Source organism: Terriglobia bacterium (genome assembly GCA_035712365.1).
GTDB lineage: Bacteria > Acidobacteriota > Terriglobia > UBA7540 > UBA7540 > SCRD01.
The window spans coordinates 1-15,894 of the sequence record DASTAW010000048.1 but is presented as its reverse complement, the minus strand read 5'-3'; the positions used below and the strand labels follow the sequence as shown (position 1 = coordinate 15,894).

The window sequence follows — 15,894 nt, the reverse complement described above, 5'->3', positions numbered from 1 at the left end:
GCCGACCGTGGCCCCAATCGCAAATGTTATTGCCGCCGTGGGACGCGTAATCCGCCTGCTGTGTCAGGGTAAACCGAAAACCATGTATTATCTCCCGATTCCGGTTTCCAGCGCCAGCACCGCGGGCCAATTCGCCGATGATCGGATGCCCGCTCAGCACATCATCCCGCCAGTATCGTGGGGAAGAGATTAGGCAAGACGTTGCGAAAAATCGATAATTTGATGTAGGTTAGCGTTCGGACACCATGACACTGAACGGGGAACCCGCCATCGGCGCTTAGATTGGCAGGGACGGTGAGCGCCGCGGCCGTTATCGTTCGGGCTCATTGCAAAAGAGAGGCCATCGTGAAGATCACTGAAGTTCGGACTCGGGTTGTCGAATGGAGAGGCAAAACCGTACCGTCGCAGCCGCACTTTTGCACGAATCCCATGGACCTGCTCGAGCTGCAGTCGGACCCAATGGGTTCTTTCCGCTTTCACGGCTGGCTGATTGTGGAAGTATTTACTGACAGCGGACACGTCGGGATCGGCGAAGCGGCGCTCGCTCCTCGGGTAACCAAATCCGTGATCGATCTGTATCTCAAGCCAATTCTGCTTGGGGCCGATCCTTTCGATATCGAATTTCTCTGGCAGCATATGTACCGCCGAACTATCGCGTTTGGAAGAAAAGGCATCGGTATGGTTGCTATCAGCGCAGTGGATATCGCGCTGTGGGACCTGCTGGGCCAGGTCCTCAAGCAGCCGGTCTTCCGCCTGCTGGGCGGGAAAACCAAGCAAAAGATTCCTGTGTATGCCAGCCGCCTTTACAGCCAGCCGCTCGACGATCTTGCCCGCGAGGCAAAGCAATACAAGGACCAGGGGTACCGGGCCATGAAGCTGCGGTTCGGATGGGGACCGGTGGACGGCGCCGCGGGAATGCGGAAAAACCTTGACCTCCTGAGGACTGCGCGGGAAGTAGTCGGCGATGAAATTGACCTGATGGCAGATGCCTATATGGGATGGACGCTCGATTATGCCCGGCGAATGATTCCCCTGACGGCGAAATACAATCTGCGCTGGCTGGAAGAACCAGTGATTCCGGATGACATTGCCGGCTACGCTGCGTTGAAGGCGTTGAATGTGGTCCCGATCGCCGGAGGCGAGCACGAGTTTACGCTCTACGGTTTCCGGCAACTGCTTGAAGCCAGGGCCATCGACTACATCCAGTTTGATACCAATCGGGTGGGCGGCATCAGCCAGGCGCGGAAAATTCAGGCCATGGCTGAGGCGTTTGAGGTTCCGGTGATACCCCACGCCGGGCAGATGCATAACTTCCATGTCGTGATGGCCAGCTACAACTCTCCGATGGCCGAATTCTTCCCTCCGGTGGACGTGGAAGTTGGCAATGAACTCTTCTGGTATATTTTCAAAGGCGAGCCGATGCCCGTCAACGGCTGCATCGAACTCAACGAGGATTTGCCCGGCCTTGGCCTGACCCTTGACGAAGAGGGTCTCAAGCGGTTCGACATCATCGAGTAGGCCGGCTTCAGAAAATCAGGTTTGTTGTTGATTCAAGGATATCATCACAGCCAAGAGGACCACGTCGCTATGAGCAAACGGGACTTTTTTAGTTTGAAAGATCAGGCCGCGATCGTTACCGGCGGAGGGCAGGGCATCGGAGAGGGCATCTCGCGCCGATTCGCCGCAGCAGGCGCGCGTGTCGCGGTGCTGGATGTGAAACGAGACCTTGTCCGGGCCGTCGCAAAATCGATTGACGGCGTCGGCATTGAATGTGATGTCTCATCGGCATTGTCCGTGACGAATGCCATAGACAAAGTCCGCCGTCAGATTGGGCCAATTGATATTCTGGTGAACAATGCCGGAATTGCCGGCAGGACCCTGCCGCTTACGGAACTGGACGAACAGGACCTCGACCGCGTTTATGCGGTGAATCTTAAGGGAGTTTTCCTGACGTGCAAGGCGGTGATCGGCGAAATGCTCGAAAGGAAATACGGGCGCATCGTGAACGTTGCCTCCATCGCGGGGAAGGAAGGCAATCCGACGCTGGTTCCTTACTCGGCGACCAAAGCAGCAGTGATTTGCCTGACCAAGGCCCTGGCCAAGGAAGTTGCTGGAAAGGGCGACATCACGGTCAACAGCATTTCCCCTGCCGTCGTTCAAACAAAGATTCTGGACGACGTCTCCAAGACCACGTTGGATTACATGCTCAGCAAGATCCCAATGGGGCGTACGGGTAAGATTGAAGAGATTGCGGCGCTGGTACATTTCCTGGCCTCACGCGAATCGTCCTTTACAACCGGCCAGTGCTACGACATTTCAGGCGGCCGCGCCACTTATTAAAAACGCACGACAGACTGCCGGGGGAGACGAGTTGCTTTCCACCGTGCAGGGGCTTTCAAGCACTGATCGAATGGTATTCGACCAGCAGTTCCATCTGGTTCAGCGTGCCACCTTGGACGATTCGTCCTTCGCGACAAAGAGAGCGCGGAGTTTTTCCAGGTTAACGTCTTCAAATGTCGGAATAGCGAGATCAGCCAGCGGAACCAGCCTCTCAATGGGGAAAGTCGAGGCGATGGCGACGCACTTCATCCCGGCGCTCTTTACGGCGCCGATCCCTACATAGGAATCTTCAAACGCCACGGCATCAGTGGGATTTATCCCCAGGTCCCTTGCCGCCTTCAGATAAATCTCTGGATCGGGCTTGGCATGCGTCACTTCGTCACCGCTGACCATCGTGCGGAAGTAGGGGCGGTAGCCTAATGCGTCCACCACAAATTCGATATTCGTCCTTACCGCTGAGGAGGCCACGGCCATGGGAATGCCTGCTGTGTGGCATTCCTTGATCAGCTTATCCAGACCCGGCAAGGGCCTGGCGTGCGGCTTAAAGACCCTGCGAAAGGTTTCCTCAATCTCTTCGCTCAGCCGCTTGCTCTCCTGGGGGGGCAGGTCCGGGCCCAGAAAATGCCTGAAAGCTGTGTCATTTCGCTTGCCAAGAATCAGTTCCGGGAGCTCCTCTTCCTTGTAGCTGATCTGGTGATGGTTGAGGAAGTCAATCCATTTCGCCAGATGGTAAGGATTGCTGTTCACCAAAACTCCATCCATGTCAAAAATGACTGCGGCGGGCAGTTTTGTGCGCTTGTGCATTCGCCTCCGTTACTGATCAATGGTCCTAATAGTTATGACGAAGGAACGGAAAAAGATCCAGGTGGTGGGAGTTATCACCGAAACCAATGGGGGTTTCACTGATGCCTTCCGCGGGAAGTGAGGCGCTGTCTGGGCCCGTCCTTAATTGGCTCCGCCGTTCCGCCGCGTCAGTTTGCCTGCTACGTCTATCAGCGCATCCAGGCGGCGGTCTGTGTGGGCTCCGGACTCGGGCAGCTCCTGAATGCGCCGATCAGTCTCTTGTCCCAGTTCGCGTAAGCGCCGGTCCGTCTCCTCGCCGTGCCTCACCAGCGACAGAGTCGCGTCCAGGAGTTGGCGGATTCTCTCTCGGTTTTCCTCGATCTGCTGCTGTCCAGCTTCCTGTCGCTCCTTAAGCGCTTGGATATCAGTCGTGAACTGCGTCTGCTGCTCGATGATAAACTGCATCCGGGATTCAATGTCACCAGCCATACGGTGATTATAGCATGGCGCCGGGCGCGTCCTCGGGTGCGGGAGACCGGCCCGGGATTGCCTGGTCAACTTCAATGAGCGGCGGCTGCGGCGCGTTTCCCGATTTCCTCTGGTGATAAATCTTCCACGTGGGTTGAGATGTTCCACTGGTGGCCGAAGGGATCGGCAAACATGCCGGAGCGGTCGCCGTAAAACTGGTTCTGAACGGGCCGCATCTCTTTCGCGCCGGCGGCAACAGCGCGTTGCGCCACCGTGTCCACATCCTCGATATAAAGGTGCATCATTACGGGTGTGCCGCCCAGCGATTCCGGCCCGCGGATATTTCTTTCCGGAAATTCGTCAGCCAGCATGATGGTGGAATTGCCGATCTTCAATTCCGCATGACCAATCCTTCCATCGGGCTGCGGCATGCGCAGGGTTTCTACTGCTCCAAACGCCTGCTTGTAGAACTCGATAGCCTTCGCTGCGCCCTTCACAATCAGGTAAGGCGTCACCGAATGGTAGCCCTCCGGAATGGCTCTCACGTTGCTGCTCATGGCTGCCCCCTTTCGTGCAGGATTTTGAATCCGATAAGAGGAATTTACCACCGAACGGGGGCTCGTGCCACCGAATGGTTAGGTCTTGCCAGGACGCTCAATATCCAGAGCCCACGCTAAAATTAATGAAGATTGCATAATAGAGTGACGGACTTCCGTAGCGACGATCCCGCCAAGCGGGACCAGCCCCTGAAAATTGCCGCCGGGACGGCGGCGCTACAAACGATCTTGTCATCATATTTTGTAATCCTCAGTAGGTCGGAAGCTTCCGCAGCGAGTCCATGAACCGTCCGGCTGGCAGTGTGTTGAGAACGTCGTTCTTTTCCAGCCAGCCACGCCGCGCTGTAATCACGCCATAGCGCATCAATTTGAAATGCTCGGGACGGTGGGCGTCGGTAGAGATGATGACCTTCATTCCACGCTCCTTGGCCAGCTTCACGTGCCGGTCGGACAGATCGAGACGCTCCGGGCTGGCGTTCAGTTCCAGGATGACCCCGTGCTTCTTCGCGGCGGCAAAGACCTTCTCCACGTCAAACTGAAACGGGTCACGCCGCAGAATCTGCCGGCCGGTCGGGTGGCCCAGGATTCGCACATAGGGATTTTCAAGGGCCTTCAGCAGGCGCGGGGTCATCTCATCGGCGGGCATGGTCATGCGCGAGTGGACACTAGCCAGGACAATATCAAACTGCTTCAGCAATTCATCCGGATAGTCGAGCCGGCCATCGCCCATGATGTCCACCTCTGCACCCGCCCAGATCTCAATTCCTCTCACCTTCTTGCGGGCAGCCTGAATGAGCTTGATGTTTTCAACGGCACGTTTCTCATCCAGGCCGTTGGCGATGGTCACGGCTTTTGAGTGGTCGGTGATCAGGATGTACTCATAGCCAAGCTTCCTGGCGGCTTCAGCCATCTCTTCCACGCTGGCTTTGCCGTCGGAGGCGGTGGTATGCATTTGAAGGTCACCTTTGATGTCCTCCAACTCGACGAGTTTCGGCAGTTTGCCTTCTTCCGCCGCTTCGATTTCTCCATGATCTTCGCGCAATTCCGGCGGAATCCACTGCAAACCAAATTTCTTGTAGATTTCCTCTTCCGTCCGGCTGGCCAGGACTTTGTCGTCTTCAAACAGTCCGTATTCGCTCAGTTTCCAGCCTCGCTTTCTGGCGCGCTCGCGCAGCGCGATATTGTGCTCTTTCGATCCGGTGAAGTACATCAGCGCCGCGCCGAACTGATCGCTTTCCAGCAATCGGACGTCAACTTGCATACCGTTTTTCAGCCGGACGCTGACTTTGTCTTCGCCCTTGCCAAGAATCTGGTCGATGCCGGGATATTGCGAGATGTGGTCGGCAATCTTTGCGTGATTGGTCCCTGTGACCAGCAAATCGAGATCACCGACTGTTTCGCGTCCACGCCGCAGCGAACCTGCCGGCGTAACCTCTTCCACTTCTTTTTTCCTTTTTAGGTATTCGACCAACTCTTCAGCCGTCTCATAGGCAGTGTCCAGCCGGAACCTTCCAGCAGAACGCTGGAACGTCTCGATCGCCTTCAAAATATTCTCTTCCGTCTTGGCGCTCATCCCCGGCAGTCCATGCAGGCGTCCGGCCTTCACGGCCCGTTCAAGGTCTTCGATGGTATTGACGCCCAGTTCCTTGTGAAACAAGCGGACTTTCTGCGGGCCCACTCCCTGCAATTCAAGAAGACGCAACAGGCTTCGCGGAACTTTCTTCAGCAGCTCCTGGTGATATTGGCACTTGCCGGTTTCCAGCAATTCCTTGATTTTCCCTGCAAGGTCTTCCCCGATTCCTGGAATTTCAGTGAGCTTTCGATCCGGATCGCTGGCCACGTCCTGGACGCGTTCGTGAAAGCTTTCTAGCGAACGACAGGCGCGGTCGTAGGCTGCAGCTTTGAAGGACCATTTAGGGTCCTCCTGAAGGATTTTCATGAGATTCGAGATCTCTTCAAAAACAGCAGCGATTTCGCGGTTTTCCATTGCGGCCTCGTTATTGCTGAACAATCCGGGCACACCCCTCCGCGGGCTTTGCACGTAGGTTTCGGGTTTGGCTTCGCCCACAGGGGGTTCTCAGTAACTCGTCCTCTTGCATTATGTTACCAGTTCTTGATGGCGGATGTTTCCTTGCGGGGCTGGTCGGTGTTAGAATCGGCAAGCGTAAAGACATGATGTTTCGTCGGCTTGGGCTTCAGGGCAAGATCGTCCTTATCATCGCGGTGGCGGTTATCTCCGTCGTTGCTGTTTCAACCTACATCGCCATGCTCCTCACCCGCCAGTTGGTGGAGGAGGATACTTATCGCAAGGCGCTGGCTCAGGCCCGTTCGATCGCGCAACAGTTGGTAGACGAGCATGCCATCGAAAATCCTTCCATTCTCGTCCGCGCTCTTCGACAGCTTGAGCACGACTTCCCCAGCATCACCCAGGCCGACGTTTTCATCCATGTGCCCCGGCACGAACTGATTGCCACGACGGATCCCGACGGGCAGGTCCTTGAACTTGATTACATCCGCGACATTGAGAACTACAACGACTACCAGCGGGCAGAACCTGACCAGATCACCATTGATACGCCGGACGGGAATTACTGGATCATGGGGACCACCATCCGCCAGGACGATCAGCCCATCGCGTGTCTGAACCTCAAGGTTTCCAAACTGCACCTGAGCGTGATTACGGAGCGCCTGGTGCTGCGCAACCTCCTGGTGACTCTGGCCGGGCTGGCATTCCTGATCCTGGTAATACACATGTTTTTCCTCCGAAGCATCCGCAAACCGGTCAAGGAGATGCTTCGGGTGATCGATTCGGCGGAAGGGAAATCATTGCAGGCGCGCGCTCGCGTGAGGAGCCATGATGAAATTGGGCAACTGGCCGAACGATTGAATCGCATGCTGGCCCGGATCGAAAGCTTCAATGCGGAGCTTGGGCAAAAGATCCAGGATGCCACGGCGGAACTTGCCAGCCGCAATGAGGACCTGAGGCGGATTAACGAGGAATTGTTCGAAACCCAGAAGACCCTGGCACGATCTGAGCGGCTGGCGGTTGCGGGCCAACTGGCTGCCGGGCTCGCGCATGAGATCGGCACACCCCTCAACTCAATTTCCGGCCATGTGCAGCTGCTGGCACGGCAGGGAGTGGGAGGCGCGGCCGGCGCGCGGCGCCTTGAAATTATCGAGCGCCAGATTGACAGCATCGTGCGCAGCGTTAAACAACTGCTTTCCTGGACCCGCCAGTTTGATCTTCGGCTGGAACAGGTTGACGTCGCCCGATTGCTGGAAGACTCCTTGACCCTTTCTTCTCCCGCTCTTGAACACCGGCACATTCGTGTCGTAATGGATTGGGCCCGGAAGGTCCCGCCGGTTTACGCCGACCCGGGTTACCTCCAGCAGGTGTTTCTGAATCTGATTAACAACAGCATGGACGCGATGCCCTCTGGCGGAACTTTGACCACCCGCACTCGTCTTTCTCCTTCGGATCAAGACAAGGCCGTGGTTATCGAGGTGGAAGACACGGGTGTCGGCATTGCACACGACACCTTACAACGCATCTTTGAACCGATGTTCACAACCAAAAGGCTGGGAACGGGGGCCGGCCTGGGTCTTGCCATCTCGGAGCAAATTATTCGTCAGCATAAGGGAAGCATCCAGGCTGACAGTGAACTCGGTCGTGGCACCAGGTTTACTATCGTCTTGCCGGTGGATTGCCGCGAGCTGATTGAGGTAAGGACGGACACGCCTCGTGGTTCCAAAATCGAATCTCCCGTATAGCAGGGACCCGGCGCCCTTTTAACAACTCAGGATTTTATGGTCAACCGAAACGCAACAATCCTTGTGGTGGACGACGATGCCGACACGCGGCATCTGCTCTCCGAAGTCTTGGAGGGGGAGGGTTATCGGGTAGTCGCAGCCTCTGGAGCAGAGGAGGCCCTGGAGGCGGGCAAGCAAGCGCCCTTCGAGGTGATTCTCAGTGACATTCGCCTGGGCCCGGAGTTGAGTGGTCTGGACGTGCTGCGCGCCTTCAAGTCGATTCAGCCCGATTCAGAAGTCATCCTGATCACAGCCTTCGGTTCAATGGAAACGGCCATTGAAGCGGTGAAGGCGGGCGCCTTCGATTATCTTTCCAAACCTTTTAAGATCGACGACGTTTTGAACCGTGTTCGGCGGGCCCTTGAAAGCCGCAAGCTCGTCCGCGAAACACGTAGGCAGGCGCCTCCACCCGCTGCTTCGGCGCCGGTGTCCTCGCTGGTGGGCCGGAGCTCCTCGATGCTGGAAGTTTACAAGAAGATCGGGATGGTCGCCGATTCACGGGCCACGGTCCTGATCACCGGAGAGAGCGGCACCGGCAAGGAGCTTGTGGCGCGCGCCATCCACACCAACGGACCGCGGGCGCAGCAACGCTTTCTGGCCGTAAACTGCGGGGCCTTTACTGAGTCACTGCTGGAATCCGAACTGTTCGGCCACGTCCGGGGTTCATTTACAGGCGCCAGCGTGAACAAGGTCGGAATCTTTGAGGATGCCAATGGTGGCACCGTCTTCCTTGATGAAGTCTCAGAGATGAGTCCCGCCCTTCAGGTCAAATTGCTGCGCACGCTGGAAGCGCAGGAGGTCCGGCCTGTGGGGTCGAACCAGTCGATTCGGGTTGATGTCCGCATGATTGCCGCTTCAAACCAGCATTTGGCTGATCTGGTGGCGGAAGGGAGTTTCCGTGAAGACCTCTATTACCGGCTTCGCGTTATAGAGATCGATCTTCCGCCCCTTCGGCAGCGCGCGGAAGATATTCCGCTGCTGGTGGCGCACTTCCTTCAGAAGCTAAGCGCTGAATCCGGCCGAACACTCACACTATCTCCCGAAGCGCACTCCGCCCTCGTTGTATATGCCTGGCCAGGCAACGTGAGAGAACTGTTGAACACGCTGGAATCTGTGGCCGCGCTCAACCGCTCCGGCGTGATCACTCTTCAGGACCTTCCCGCCAAGCTGTGCCCCGGCAGCGAGCACGCCAGGGCCGTAGACCTGCTGTTTGCGGAGCTGCCGTCGCTTGAAGAACTCGGTCGGCGCTACTTGAATTATGTGTTGAAAATGACGGGCAACAACAAGTCGCAGGCCGCTGACATCCTGGGAATCAGCCGCAATACACTCTACCGGATGACGCACCGCCACCCCTTGGAAGACGATAAACTCTGATAAGTGGTGGTCTTCTGCTGGTAAGGAGGCGGTCGCGCGCTAGAACGCCCGTTTCTTCAGCCGGTCAATGCTGAACTTGGCGGTATCGGCAATGGCCATCACGGCCATCACGCCGGCCTGCACCGGGTCGGTGACCACCAGGTCGGCCACCTCGGGAACGCTCCCTGCCATGTTGAGGCTGATGACCAGCAGGCCTTGTGCGCGCACCTCGCGGACGGCGCGCTCAATGTCGCCGCCCATCAGCGATCCAGCCAGCACCAGAACGCGCGCGCGCGGCAGGCGTCCTACGGCGCGAACGGCCTCCGCCAGCGGCTGCTCGCCCACCAGCGGAATGGTATCCACGGAGATATGTTCGCCCCGGATGTTATGCCGGTCGGCTTCAGATATGGCGCCGATGGCCACCTGTCCCACCTGCGCGCCGCCTCCCATCACGATGATGCGCTTGCCATAAATTTTGTCCAGGGTGCCAACGGGTTCCGTTTCCTTCACGATGGGCAGCAACCGTAGCCCTTCCAGCAAATTTTCGACGGCCCCGGGAAGCTCGATTTCAAAATAGATGCGGGCTTCATGCGGGCTGCTCTCAACAATTGCTACCGTCGAGATATCCCCCTGCTGGGCGGCAATCACCCCTGTCAACTGGTGCAGCACACCCAATCCCGATTCCACCCGAACCAGAATGCCAACTTGTTCTGCCATCGTCGCTCCTGAAGACTTGCGGGATCCGGAAAATGTCTGCACCCGCACCCGTAGCGCCGCCGTCCCGGCGGCATTTTGGCTTCGGAACCCGGAAAACACGCGCATCCGCACCCGGATGTCCGCATAGCGTAGCACACTTTACATGCCGAATAACCGCTGTCATCGCCTGAGGTTGCTGGTGCTTCGGAGGGGGTTGGTTAACGATAGGCTGGTTCGCAGCCAGATTATCCGACTGCCCTTCAGCGGAAATGGAGCACAAACGTTCCCGTGGTTTCGTTTGGCTCTCCGTCGCACATGGCTGGGGAAAAGGTCCATTGCTGGACGATGCTCAGCGCCTGGGCGTTGAGGTCAGGACGTTCGGATCGCTGGACCATCGGGTCGCGAACTCTTCCGTCCTTCCCGATAATTCCGCGCAGAAGGATGTCGGCTGCTCCACCGCCGGTTGGCTTAGGTTGCGGCATGTTCTGTCCAAACGCGCGTCGCGAGGTCTTGCATATCGGGCGGATTTCGGCGTTCGGTGGTACAACCAGAACATCCGGCGCGGGATGGTCGAGTGCGGTCATCGTCTGAGTGATTTCGATTTTCGGAACACCTCCAAACGAGTACTCTATTTTTCCTGGAATTAACGCGCCGGCGAAAGAAAAGAAGTCACTGTTCTCAATGATCTGGTCCCCGATCTTTTCGCGAACCAGTGTTCCATTATTGGAATCCACGCACAACTCATTGTTCTCGTTGGTTTCTCCCACGATGGTATTGAACTCGATGCAGCGAGCCGGGTGCCCGCCGGATACGCTGTCGTTAATGGCGTAGATTATGTCTTCGTCATCGAAACGCACCAGGTTGATGGGGGTGAGGCGTAGAGCGTCCGCGGGTGCCGGCGGTAGCAGCTCAGACGTACGGACGGTGGCAAGTTGTCCTTGCGCGTAGATGTTGAGCATATGAAAACTGCCGAAGGTTATTTCGTCACGGCGTCCGCCTCCCCGAATGACCATGCGCGTGAACGTGCCCTGTTGCGGCCCCGTTGCCGAGTCCAGCACGCGGAAGCTGACGGCCCGCTCAAGACTTGGGAAATTTGGTGAGACGCTTACCGCGTTTGCCCTTTCCAGCAGACTGACGGCTTGCTGCCGCAACTGCAGGTCCTGGCCGAAAGCAAGACACGGAAGAACAAGCAACGCGAGGAGCCCGAAAGCCGGCTTCATAGCCCACCTCCGATGATCTCTCAGTCTGGGTGCTTCAGACTCCGATTGGTTCCGAGTATACACTGCGGAGGCCTTCCTTTAAAGGTCTCGTGCGATCGCTCTTTTGGTCACACAACGGAAGCCTTGCGTTCGCCCCATTTGAGACTTGTGGCAGTATAATGTTCCTTCGCTTTTCAGCAGGTGAAGAAGGGGGACATGATGAACAGGCGGCAGTGGCTGGAAAAGGCCGGTATTGCGCTGGTTGCCGGAATGGCGGCCTGCAGGAGCGGAGGTTCACCTGACAAACCAGCGGGCAAAGTTTCCTCGGTCGATGTAGGCGTCAACCGGGACGGCCCGATTATTCTCCAGACATCCGCCGCCGAATTCCACGTTCTTCCTTCCGGAAATATTCAAGCTTTTCTCCGCACGCAGAGTGGCAGCCTGACGCTTGAAGAGCCTGCGTCCGGTCCTGGCGCTGGCAGCTATCTTGTGAGCGGCGGCAAGCAGATTTCCGGCTTCAAGTTTGACTTCGGCCAGTCGATCATTGCAGAAGCCAAAGGAAAGATCGGGCCGGTAGGCAAGCGCGTTGAAATTCCAGCGAGCAGCCCGGAAGGGATCGAAAAGACGCTCACGGTGGAAGTGTATGATGACTTTCCCGGCCTGGCTGTTGTGACGGAAAGCTACAAGAACATGACCGGGAAGGATCTCGCGATTGACCGCGTGGTCGCAAACCGGCATCGGCTGAACGCATACCTGATCGATCACAAGGCGCCGCCGTACAAAATGTGGTCGTTCCAGGGCTCCAGTTACAAGTGGGGCGAAAACATCATTGAGGAAATTCCGGCAAAATTTTCGCAGCTTAACCTGATGGGCGGCCCCACGCCACAAGGCCTGGGTGGCGGCATCCCGGTGGTTGCCTTCTGGACGGACAAAGTGGGAATCGGCATTGGCCATCTGGAACTGTTGCCGCTGGTCCTTTCGCTTCCGGTGGAAGTGGCCACGGACAACCGCGTTGAAGCCGCCATGGAGATGGAGCCTCGAGTCACGCTCAAACCCGGCGAGGTTTATTCACTGCCGCAGAGTTTCATCTCGGTTTACGAGGGCGACTTTTACAAGCCCTTGCGGACCTATTCGCGAGTGCTGCAGCGCGAGGGCTGGAACATTCCGAGCCCGGGCAAGGACGCGTACGACATCAACTGGTGTGGCTGGGGTTATGAGCAGGATGTTACTCGCGCGCAGATGCTCGGAACCATCCCGAAGCTGAAGGAATTTGGCATCAAGTGGGCCACGCTTGATTATCGCTGGTTCAATGATTTCGGCGACTGGGACCCGCGTGAAGATACCTTCCCCGGTGACACCATCAAGCAACTGGCCGATGAATTCCACAAGCAGGGATTTTACATCCAGCTCTGGTGGCAGCCGCTGGCTGTGGATGACGGCCAGGGTAAGCACCTCGACTGGAAGCACGCCGTCACTTCCAAAGTATCGCAGGAACATCCGGATTGGCTGGTCCTCGACAAAGAAGGCAAGCATGCGCGGCTGATCAGCCCTGTGTGTGATGTGGCCTCGCTCTGCCCGGCGGTGCCGGAGGTGCGGCAGTATTTTGTCAGGCTGGTGCAACGCTTCATCCGGGACTGGGGATATGATGGCAGCAAAATGGACAGCGTGTTCAGCGCGCCCCCCTGCTACAATCCGGCGCACCATCACAAATCGCCGCAGGATTCCGTCATGGCCATGCCCAAGGTTATCCAGGCGATTTTTGAAACCTCGCGCGCCCTCAAGTCTTACAGCGTTACGCAAATCTGCCCGTGCGGAGCGCCGCCCAACTTTGCCTGGCTGCCTTTTATGAACCAGGCCGTGACGGCAGACCCCGTAGGCTCCATCCAGGTCCGGCGCCGCATCAAGATGTACAAGGCGCTGATGGGGCCGAAAGCTGCCGTTTATGGAGACCACGTTGAACTCACCAGGGTCCGGCATGCCAATTCAGAACACGAACTCGACGTGGGCGAAGACTTCGCCTCAACGGTCGGGCCGGGCGGCGTGGTAGGAACGAAGTTTGTGTGGCCTGATCCTGGGGCGCATTTCGGTAATGTTTACCTCACGCCCGCAAAGGAGAAAATCTGGAAAAAGTGGACGGCCATTTACAATCGCGAGATGCTTTCCGAAGGCACTTTCCTCGATCTTTATAATTACGGGTACGACTCTCCCGAAGCCTATGCCATCGCCAAAGATGGGAACATCTACTATGCCTTTTATGCGCCTGGTCCGCAGCCGGCCTGGGAAGGCGAACTGGAATTGCGGGGCCTTGATCCCGGCCAGTACCGCGTTACCGATTACGAGAACGAAAAAGATCTGGGGACCGTCAACGCCGCAAATCCCAGGCTGAAAGCACAGTTCCGCCAGCACCTCCTGTTGAAAGCCAGCAAGGTGTGATGGCTGGCGTCGTGTCCCACTAACTTTTTACAACCCGCCGCGCCTGCCCGTCATTCCGTTACCGCAAAGCGGGAGAGGAATCTGCTTTTGGCTGGCCGAGAAGCAGATTTCTCGTGCCGGAAGAGCACCGGCCCTCGTATGACGACGTGAACAATTACGTGGACGCCACATTGGTGCCACGCGCGCAACTACGAACCCCGTTCGGCGGCCCCGGCGCCTTCCCGTCACTTCAGAAGTTTGATTCTCATCTTGCGAAACTCGATGCGGGAACCTTCTGCCTCAAGGCCAAGATAGCCTTTCAGGTTTCTGCACGCGTCGAATTCGCTGGTGGCGGTCCCATTCACTTTCAGCACCAGCCTTGCGCCCTGGCAGCGAATGTCAAACGTGTTCCACTCCCCGGCGGGCTTCACCGCGTTCACTTTCATCTCGGGTTTCAGGTTGAAGCCGATCGGTCCCTTTTCAGCAGGGTTATCGTAACCGAACCAGTACCCGCTACCGGCGGTGCCCACTTGTGCCTGGTACCAGATGCCTCCGTTGTCGTTGTTGCGGACAAAAACTCCGCTGTTGTAACCTTTGCCGCCTTCGTGCCGTGTGAGCCGCCACTCCACGTGGAACAGAAAGTCGCCCAGTTCACGCCCGTAGCGGAGCCACTCATGCCCGCCGTCACCCGCGCAAACGAGCGTGTGGTTTGCGGCGTCCACGCTCCACTGGGAATACTGCGCCAGCATTCGGTCGGGTGGAATCGCCACGCGCGTCCAATCACTAAAGGAAGGCCCCGGCATAATGTCAATCCAGCCGGATGTTCCCGGCGCTGCTCGGCTTTCACCGCGTGGGACCATGACTATACCGATCAATAACAGAAGAAAGATAACAGTGCTTGGAATCACAGCTTGTTTCATGGATGTGCCTTCCTGTGCCGGTTGCTGTGGATTGTGAGGCGCTGCCCGGGATTATGATGGGGCTGATTTCGCGCGTGGATATGTTCATGGCGTTAGCGCCGATGGAGATGTTCGGGCTAATATAAAAGGTTGCTGCAAAGCGCGCGGGCGCAGTTCCGCCGCCCATAGATTTTTCAGAAATATGATACGTCATCATATAACAAACGAGGAGACAAGAATGATACGGAATCTTGCGAAGACAAAATACTGCCTGTTGATGGGTGCGGCCCTGCTGCTGACCGGCCTTTTCGCCGCGGGCTGCACAACTACGTACCTGGAGACGAGCGGCAAAATGACCAATCAGAACACCAGCAAGCACGTCACGGGGTATCAGATGGGCGATTCAGGAGCACAAACTATCCGGCCCGTGATGCCGCTTCCCGCTTTGCGGCGGTAACCGCCTGCTGCGGAGATCTGACCAGACGCGTGATTTTGGCTCTGGTCATGGCTCCATACGTCCAACCCGGAGACTCGGCCGCCAAAAGTTACACGTTTCCTCTTTTCATTTCCTGCATCAGATGGTCGCAGGAACGCACGCACAGCGCCATGATCGTCAGGGTGGGATTCTGGCAGGCGCTGGACGCGAATGCGCCCCCGTCCAGCACCAGCAGGTTCGGGATGTCGTGGCATTGCTGGAACTGGTTGAGGACGGATTTCCTGGCATCGTGCCCCATTCGCGCGACTCCTACCTCGTGAATGCCGTAACCGGGCTGGCGGTCAGGAACCGTGAACGGCTGAATATTGTGGCCTCCGGCGGCTTCCATCATCTCGACGGCCGCTTCCGCCATATCGGGAATCATAGCGCGTTCATTGTCGCCAAAGCTCATATGAATTCGTAATACTGGAATTCCATACGTGTCCACTACGCCCGGATCGATTTCGACATAGTTGTCCCAGCGTGCGAGGCATTCACCAAAGCTGTCGATGTGCACCGTGATGCTCGGGTCAGACACGGCCTTCTTGAAAGATTTTCCAAAGCCCGGCGCTTGTAAGTTGAAATCCGCTCCGCCTCGTCCCTGATATCCGTACCCTCGCAGAAATTTCTTTGAGCGCGGACCGTTTTGCGTGTTTCGGAAACGGACCACATAAATCCCGTCAGGCCTGTGCGGGCCATCCAGGCTGGGCTTGTCGCCGAGCTCGGGAAACTCGGCGGAGGCGCCGGCCGTCACCCATAGATGGTCCATCAGGTAATGGCCGAGTACGCTGCTGGAGTTGGCCAGGCCATTGGGGTATTGGCGGTTGGCCGAATTGAAAAGAATTCGCACCGACTCGAGCGATTGCGCGCACAGCGCCACCACCCGCCCGTGAATTTCCTTC

The 15,894-nt window shown here is 57.3% G+C and carries 14 protein-coding genes; 6 read left to right on the top strand and 8 right to left on the bottom strand.

The genetic code is table 11. The annotated features are described in order from the left end of the window. Nucleotides 1–345 precede the first annotated feature (345 nt). Nucleotides 346–1,518 (top strand): L-rhamnonate dehydratase, encoded by a 1,173-nt coding sequence (locus VFQ24_14235; protein HET9179512.1) that lies wholly within the window; start codon nt 346–348, stop codon nt 1,516–1,518. A gap of 69 nt (nt 1,519–1,587) precedes the next feature. Next, nucleotides 1,588–2,340, top strand: a complete 753-nt coding sequence (locus VFQ24_14230; GenBank protein ID HET9179511.1) for an SDR family NAD(P)-dependent oxidoreductase — start codon at nt 1,588–1,590, stop codon at nt 2,338–2,340. Nucleotides 2,341–2,439: 99 nt separating this feature from the next. Here VFQ24_14230 and VFQ24_14225 read toward each other — a convergent pair whose 3' ends face one another. From VFQ24_14225 to polX, 4 genes are all read right to left on the bottom strand, one after another. After that, on the bottom strand, nt 2,440–3,144 hold the full coding sequence (locus VFQ24_14225; GenBank protein ID HET9179510.1) for an HAD family phosphatase: 705 nt from the start codon (nt 3,142–3,144) through the stop codon (nt 2,440–2,442). A gap of 141 nt (nt 3,145–3,285) precedes the next feature. Further along, nucleotides 3,286–3,612: a hypothetical protein gene (locus VFQ24_14220; GenBank protein ID HET9179509.1), complete on the bottom strand. Its 327-nt coding sequence runs from the start codon at nt 3,610–3,612 to the stop codon at nt 3,286–3,288. 71 nt (nt 3,613–3,683) lie between these two features. Next, nucleotides 3,684–4,148, bottom strand: coding sequence for a VOC family protein (locus VFQ24_14215; GenBank protein ID HET9179508.1), 465 nt, complete (start codon nt 4,146–4,148; stop codon nt 3,684–3,686). A gap of 250 nt (nt 4,149–4,398) precedes the next feature. Then, nucleotides 4,399–6,135, bottom strand: a complete 1,737-nt coding sequence (polX, locus tag VFQ24_14210; protein ID HET9179507.1) for a DNA polymerase/3'-5' exonuclease PolX — start codon at nt 6,133–6,135, stop codon at nt 4,399–4,401. Between the two features lie 185 nt (nt 6,136–6,320). Between polX and VFQ24_14205 the strand changes: the two genes are divergently transcribed. Next, a complete protein-coding gene (locus VFQ24_14205; GenBank protein ID HET9179506.1) occupies nt 6,321–7,919 on the top strand; it encodes an ATP-binding protein in 1,599 nt (532 codons plus the stop codon). Between the two features lie 36 nt (nt 7,920–7,955). Further along, nucleotides 7,956–9,332, top strand: coding sequence for a sigma-54 dependent transcriptional regulator (locus VFQ24_14200; GenBank protein HET9179505.1), 1,377 nt, complete (start codon nt 7,956–7,958; stop codon nt 9,330–9,332). Between the two features lie 39 nt (nt 9,333–9,371). Here the strand turns inward: VFQ24_14200 and VFQ24_14195 are convergent, their stop codons facing one another. Then, nucleotides 9,372–10,028 carry a DUF5612 domain-containing protein gene (locus VFQ24_14195; GenBank protein ID HET9179504.1) on the bottom strand — a complete coding sequence of 219 codons (657 nt, stop codon included), beginning with the start codon at nt 10,026–10,028 and terminating at the stop codon, nt 9,372–9,374. A 239-nt stretch (nt 10,029–10,267) separates the two neighbouring features. Then, complete coding sequence (locus VFQ24_14190; protein HET9179503.1) at nt 10,268–11,227, bottom strand: energy transducer TonB; 960 nt, start codon at nt 11,225–11,227, stop codon at nt 10,268–10,270. Nucleotides 11,228–11,422: 195 nt separating this feature from the next. On the opposite strand from VFQ24_14190, the gene VFQ24_14185 reads away from it, so the two are divergent. Further along, on the top strand, nt 11,423–13,639 hold the full coding sequence (locus tag VFQ24_14185) for an alpha-galactosidase (GenBank protein HET9179502.1): 2,217 nt from the start codon (nt 11,423–11,425) through the stop codon (nt 13,637–13,639). 224 nt (nt 13,640–13,863) lie between these two features. On the opposite strand, the gene VFQ24_14180 is transcribed toward VFQ24_14185, so the two are convergent. Then, nucleotides 13,864–14,538, bottom strand: a complete 675-nt coding sequence (locus tag VFQ24_14180) for a DUF1080 domain-containing protein (protein ID HET9179501.1) — start codon at nt 14,536–14,538, stop codon at nt 13,864–13,866. Nucleotides 14,539–14,755: 217 nt separating this feature from the next. Here VFQ24_14180 and VFQ24_14175 point away from each other — a divergent pair, with 217 nt between their 5' ends. Then, complete coding sequence (locus VFQ24_14175; GenBank protein HET9179500.1) at nt 14,756–14,974, top strand: hypothetical protein; 219 nt, start codon at nt 14,756–14,758, stop codon at nt 14,972–14,974. A gap of 88 nt (nt 14,975–15,062) precedes the next feature. Here the strand turns inward: VFQ24_14175 and VFQ24_14170 are convergent. Further along, nucleotides 15,063–15,894, bottom strand: an 832-nt coding sequence (locus VFQ24_14170) for a GMC oxidoreductase (GenBank protein HET9179499.1), incomplete at its 5' end; no start/stop codon positions are given.

Bases quoted from the DNA above. Each gene is read 5' to 3' on its own strand.
- VFQ24_14190 (HET9179503.1), bottom strand. From the start codon at position 11,227: ATGAAGCCGGCTTTCGGGCTCCTCGCGTTGCTTGTTCTTCCGTGTCTT.
- VFQ24_14185 (HET9179502.1), top strand. From the start codon at position 11,423: ATGATGAACAGGCGGCAGTGGCTGGAAAAGGCCGGTATTGCGCTGGTT.
- VFQ24_14230 (HET9179511.1), top strand. From the start codon at position 1,588: ATGAGCAAACGGGACTTTTTTAGTTTGAAAGATCAGGCCGCGATCGTT.
- VFQ24_14215 (HET9179508.1), bottom strand. From the start codon at position 4,148: ATGAGCAGCAACGTGAGAGCCATTCCGGAGGGCTACCATTCGGTGACG.
- polX (HET9179507.1), bottom strand. From the start codon at position 6,135: ATGGAAAACCGCGAAATCGCTGCTGTTTTTGAAGAGATCTCGAATCTC.
- VFQ24_14200 (HET9179505.1), top strand. From the start codon at position 7,956: ATGGTCAACCGAAACGCAACAATCCTTGTGGTGGACGACGATGCCGAC.
- VFQ24_14205 (HET9179506.1), top strand. From the start codon at position 6,321: ATGATGTTTCGTCGGCTTGGGCTTCAGGGCAAGATCGTCCTTATCATC.
- VFQ24_14225 (HET9179510.1), bottom strand. From the start codon at position 3,144: ATGCACAAGCGCACAAAACTGCCCGCCGCAGTCATTTTTGACATGGAT.
- VFQ24_14220 (HET9179509.1), bottom strand. From the start codon at position 3,612: ATGGCTGGTGACATTGAATCCCGGATGCAGTTTATCATCGAGCAGCAG.
- VFQ24_14175 (HET9179500.1), top strand. From the start codon at position 14,756: ATGATACGGAATCTTGCGAAGACAAAATACTGCCTGTTGATGGGTGCG.
- VFQ24_14195 (HET9179504.1), bottom strand. From the start codon at position 10,028: ATGGCAGAACAAGTTGGCATTCTGGTTCGGGTGGAATCGGGATTGGGT.
- VFQ24_14180 (HET9179501.1), bottom strand. From the start codon at position 14,538: ATGAAACAAGCTGTGATTCCAAGCACTGTTATCTTTCTTCTGTTATTG.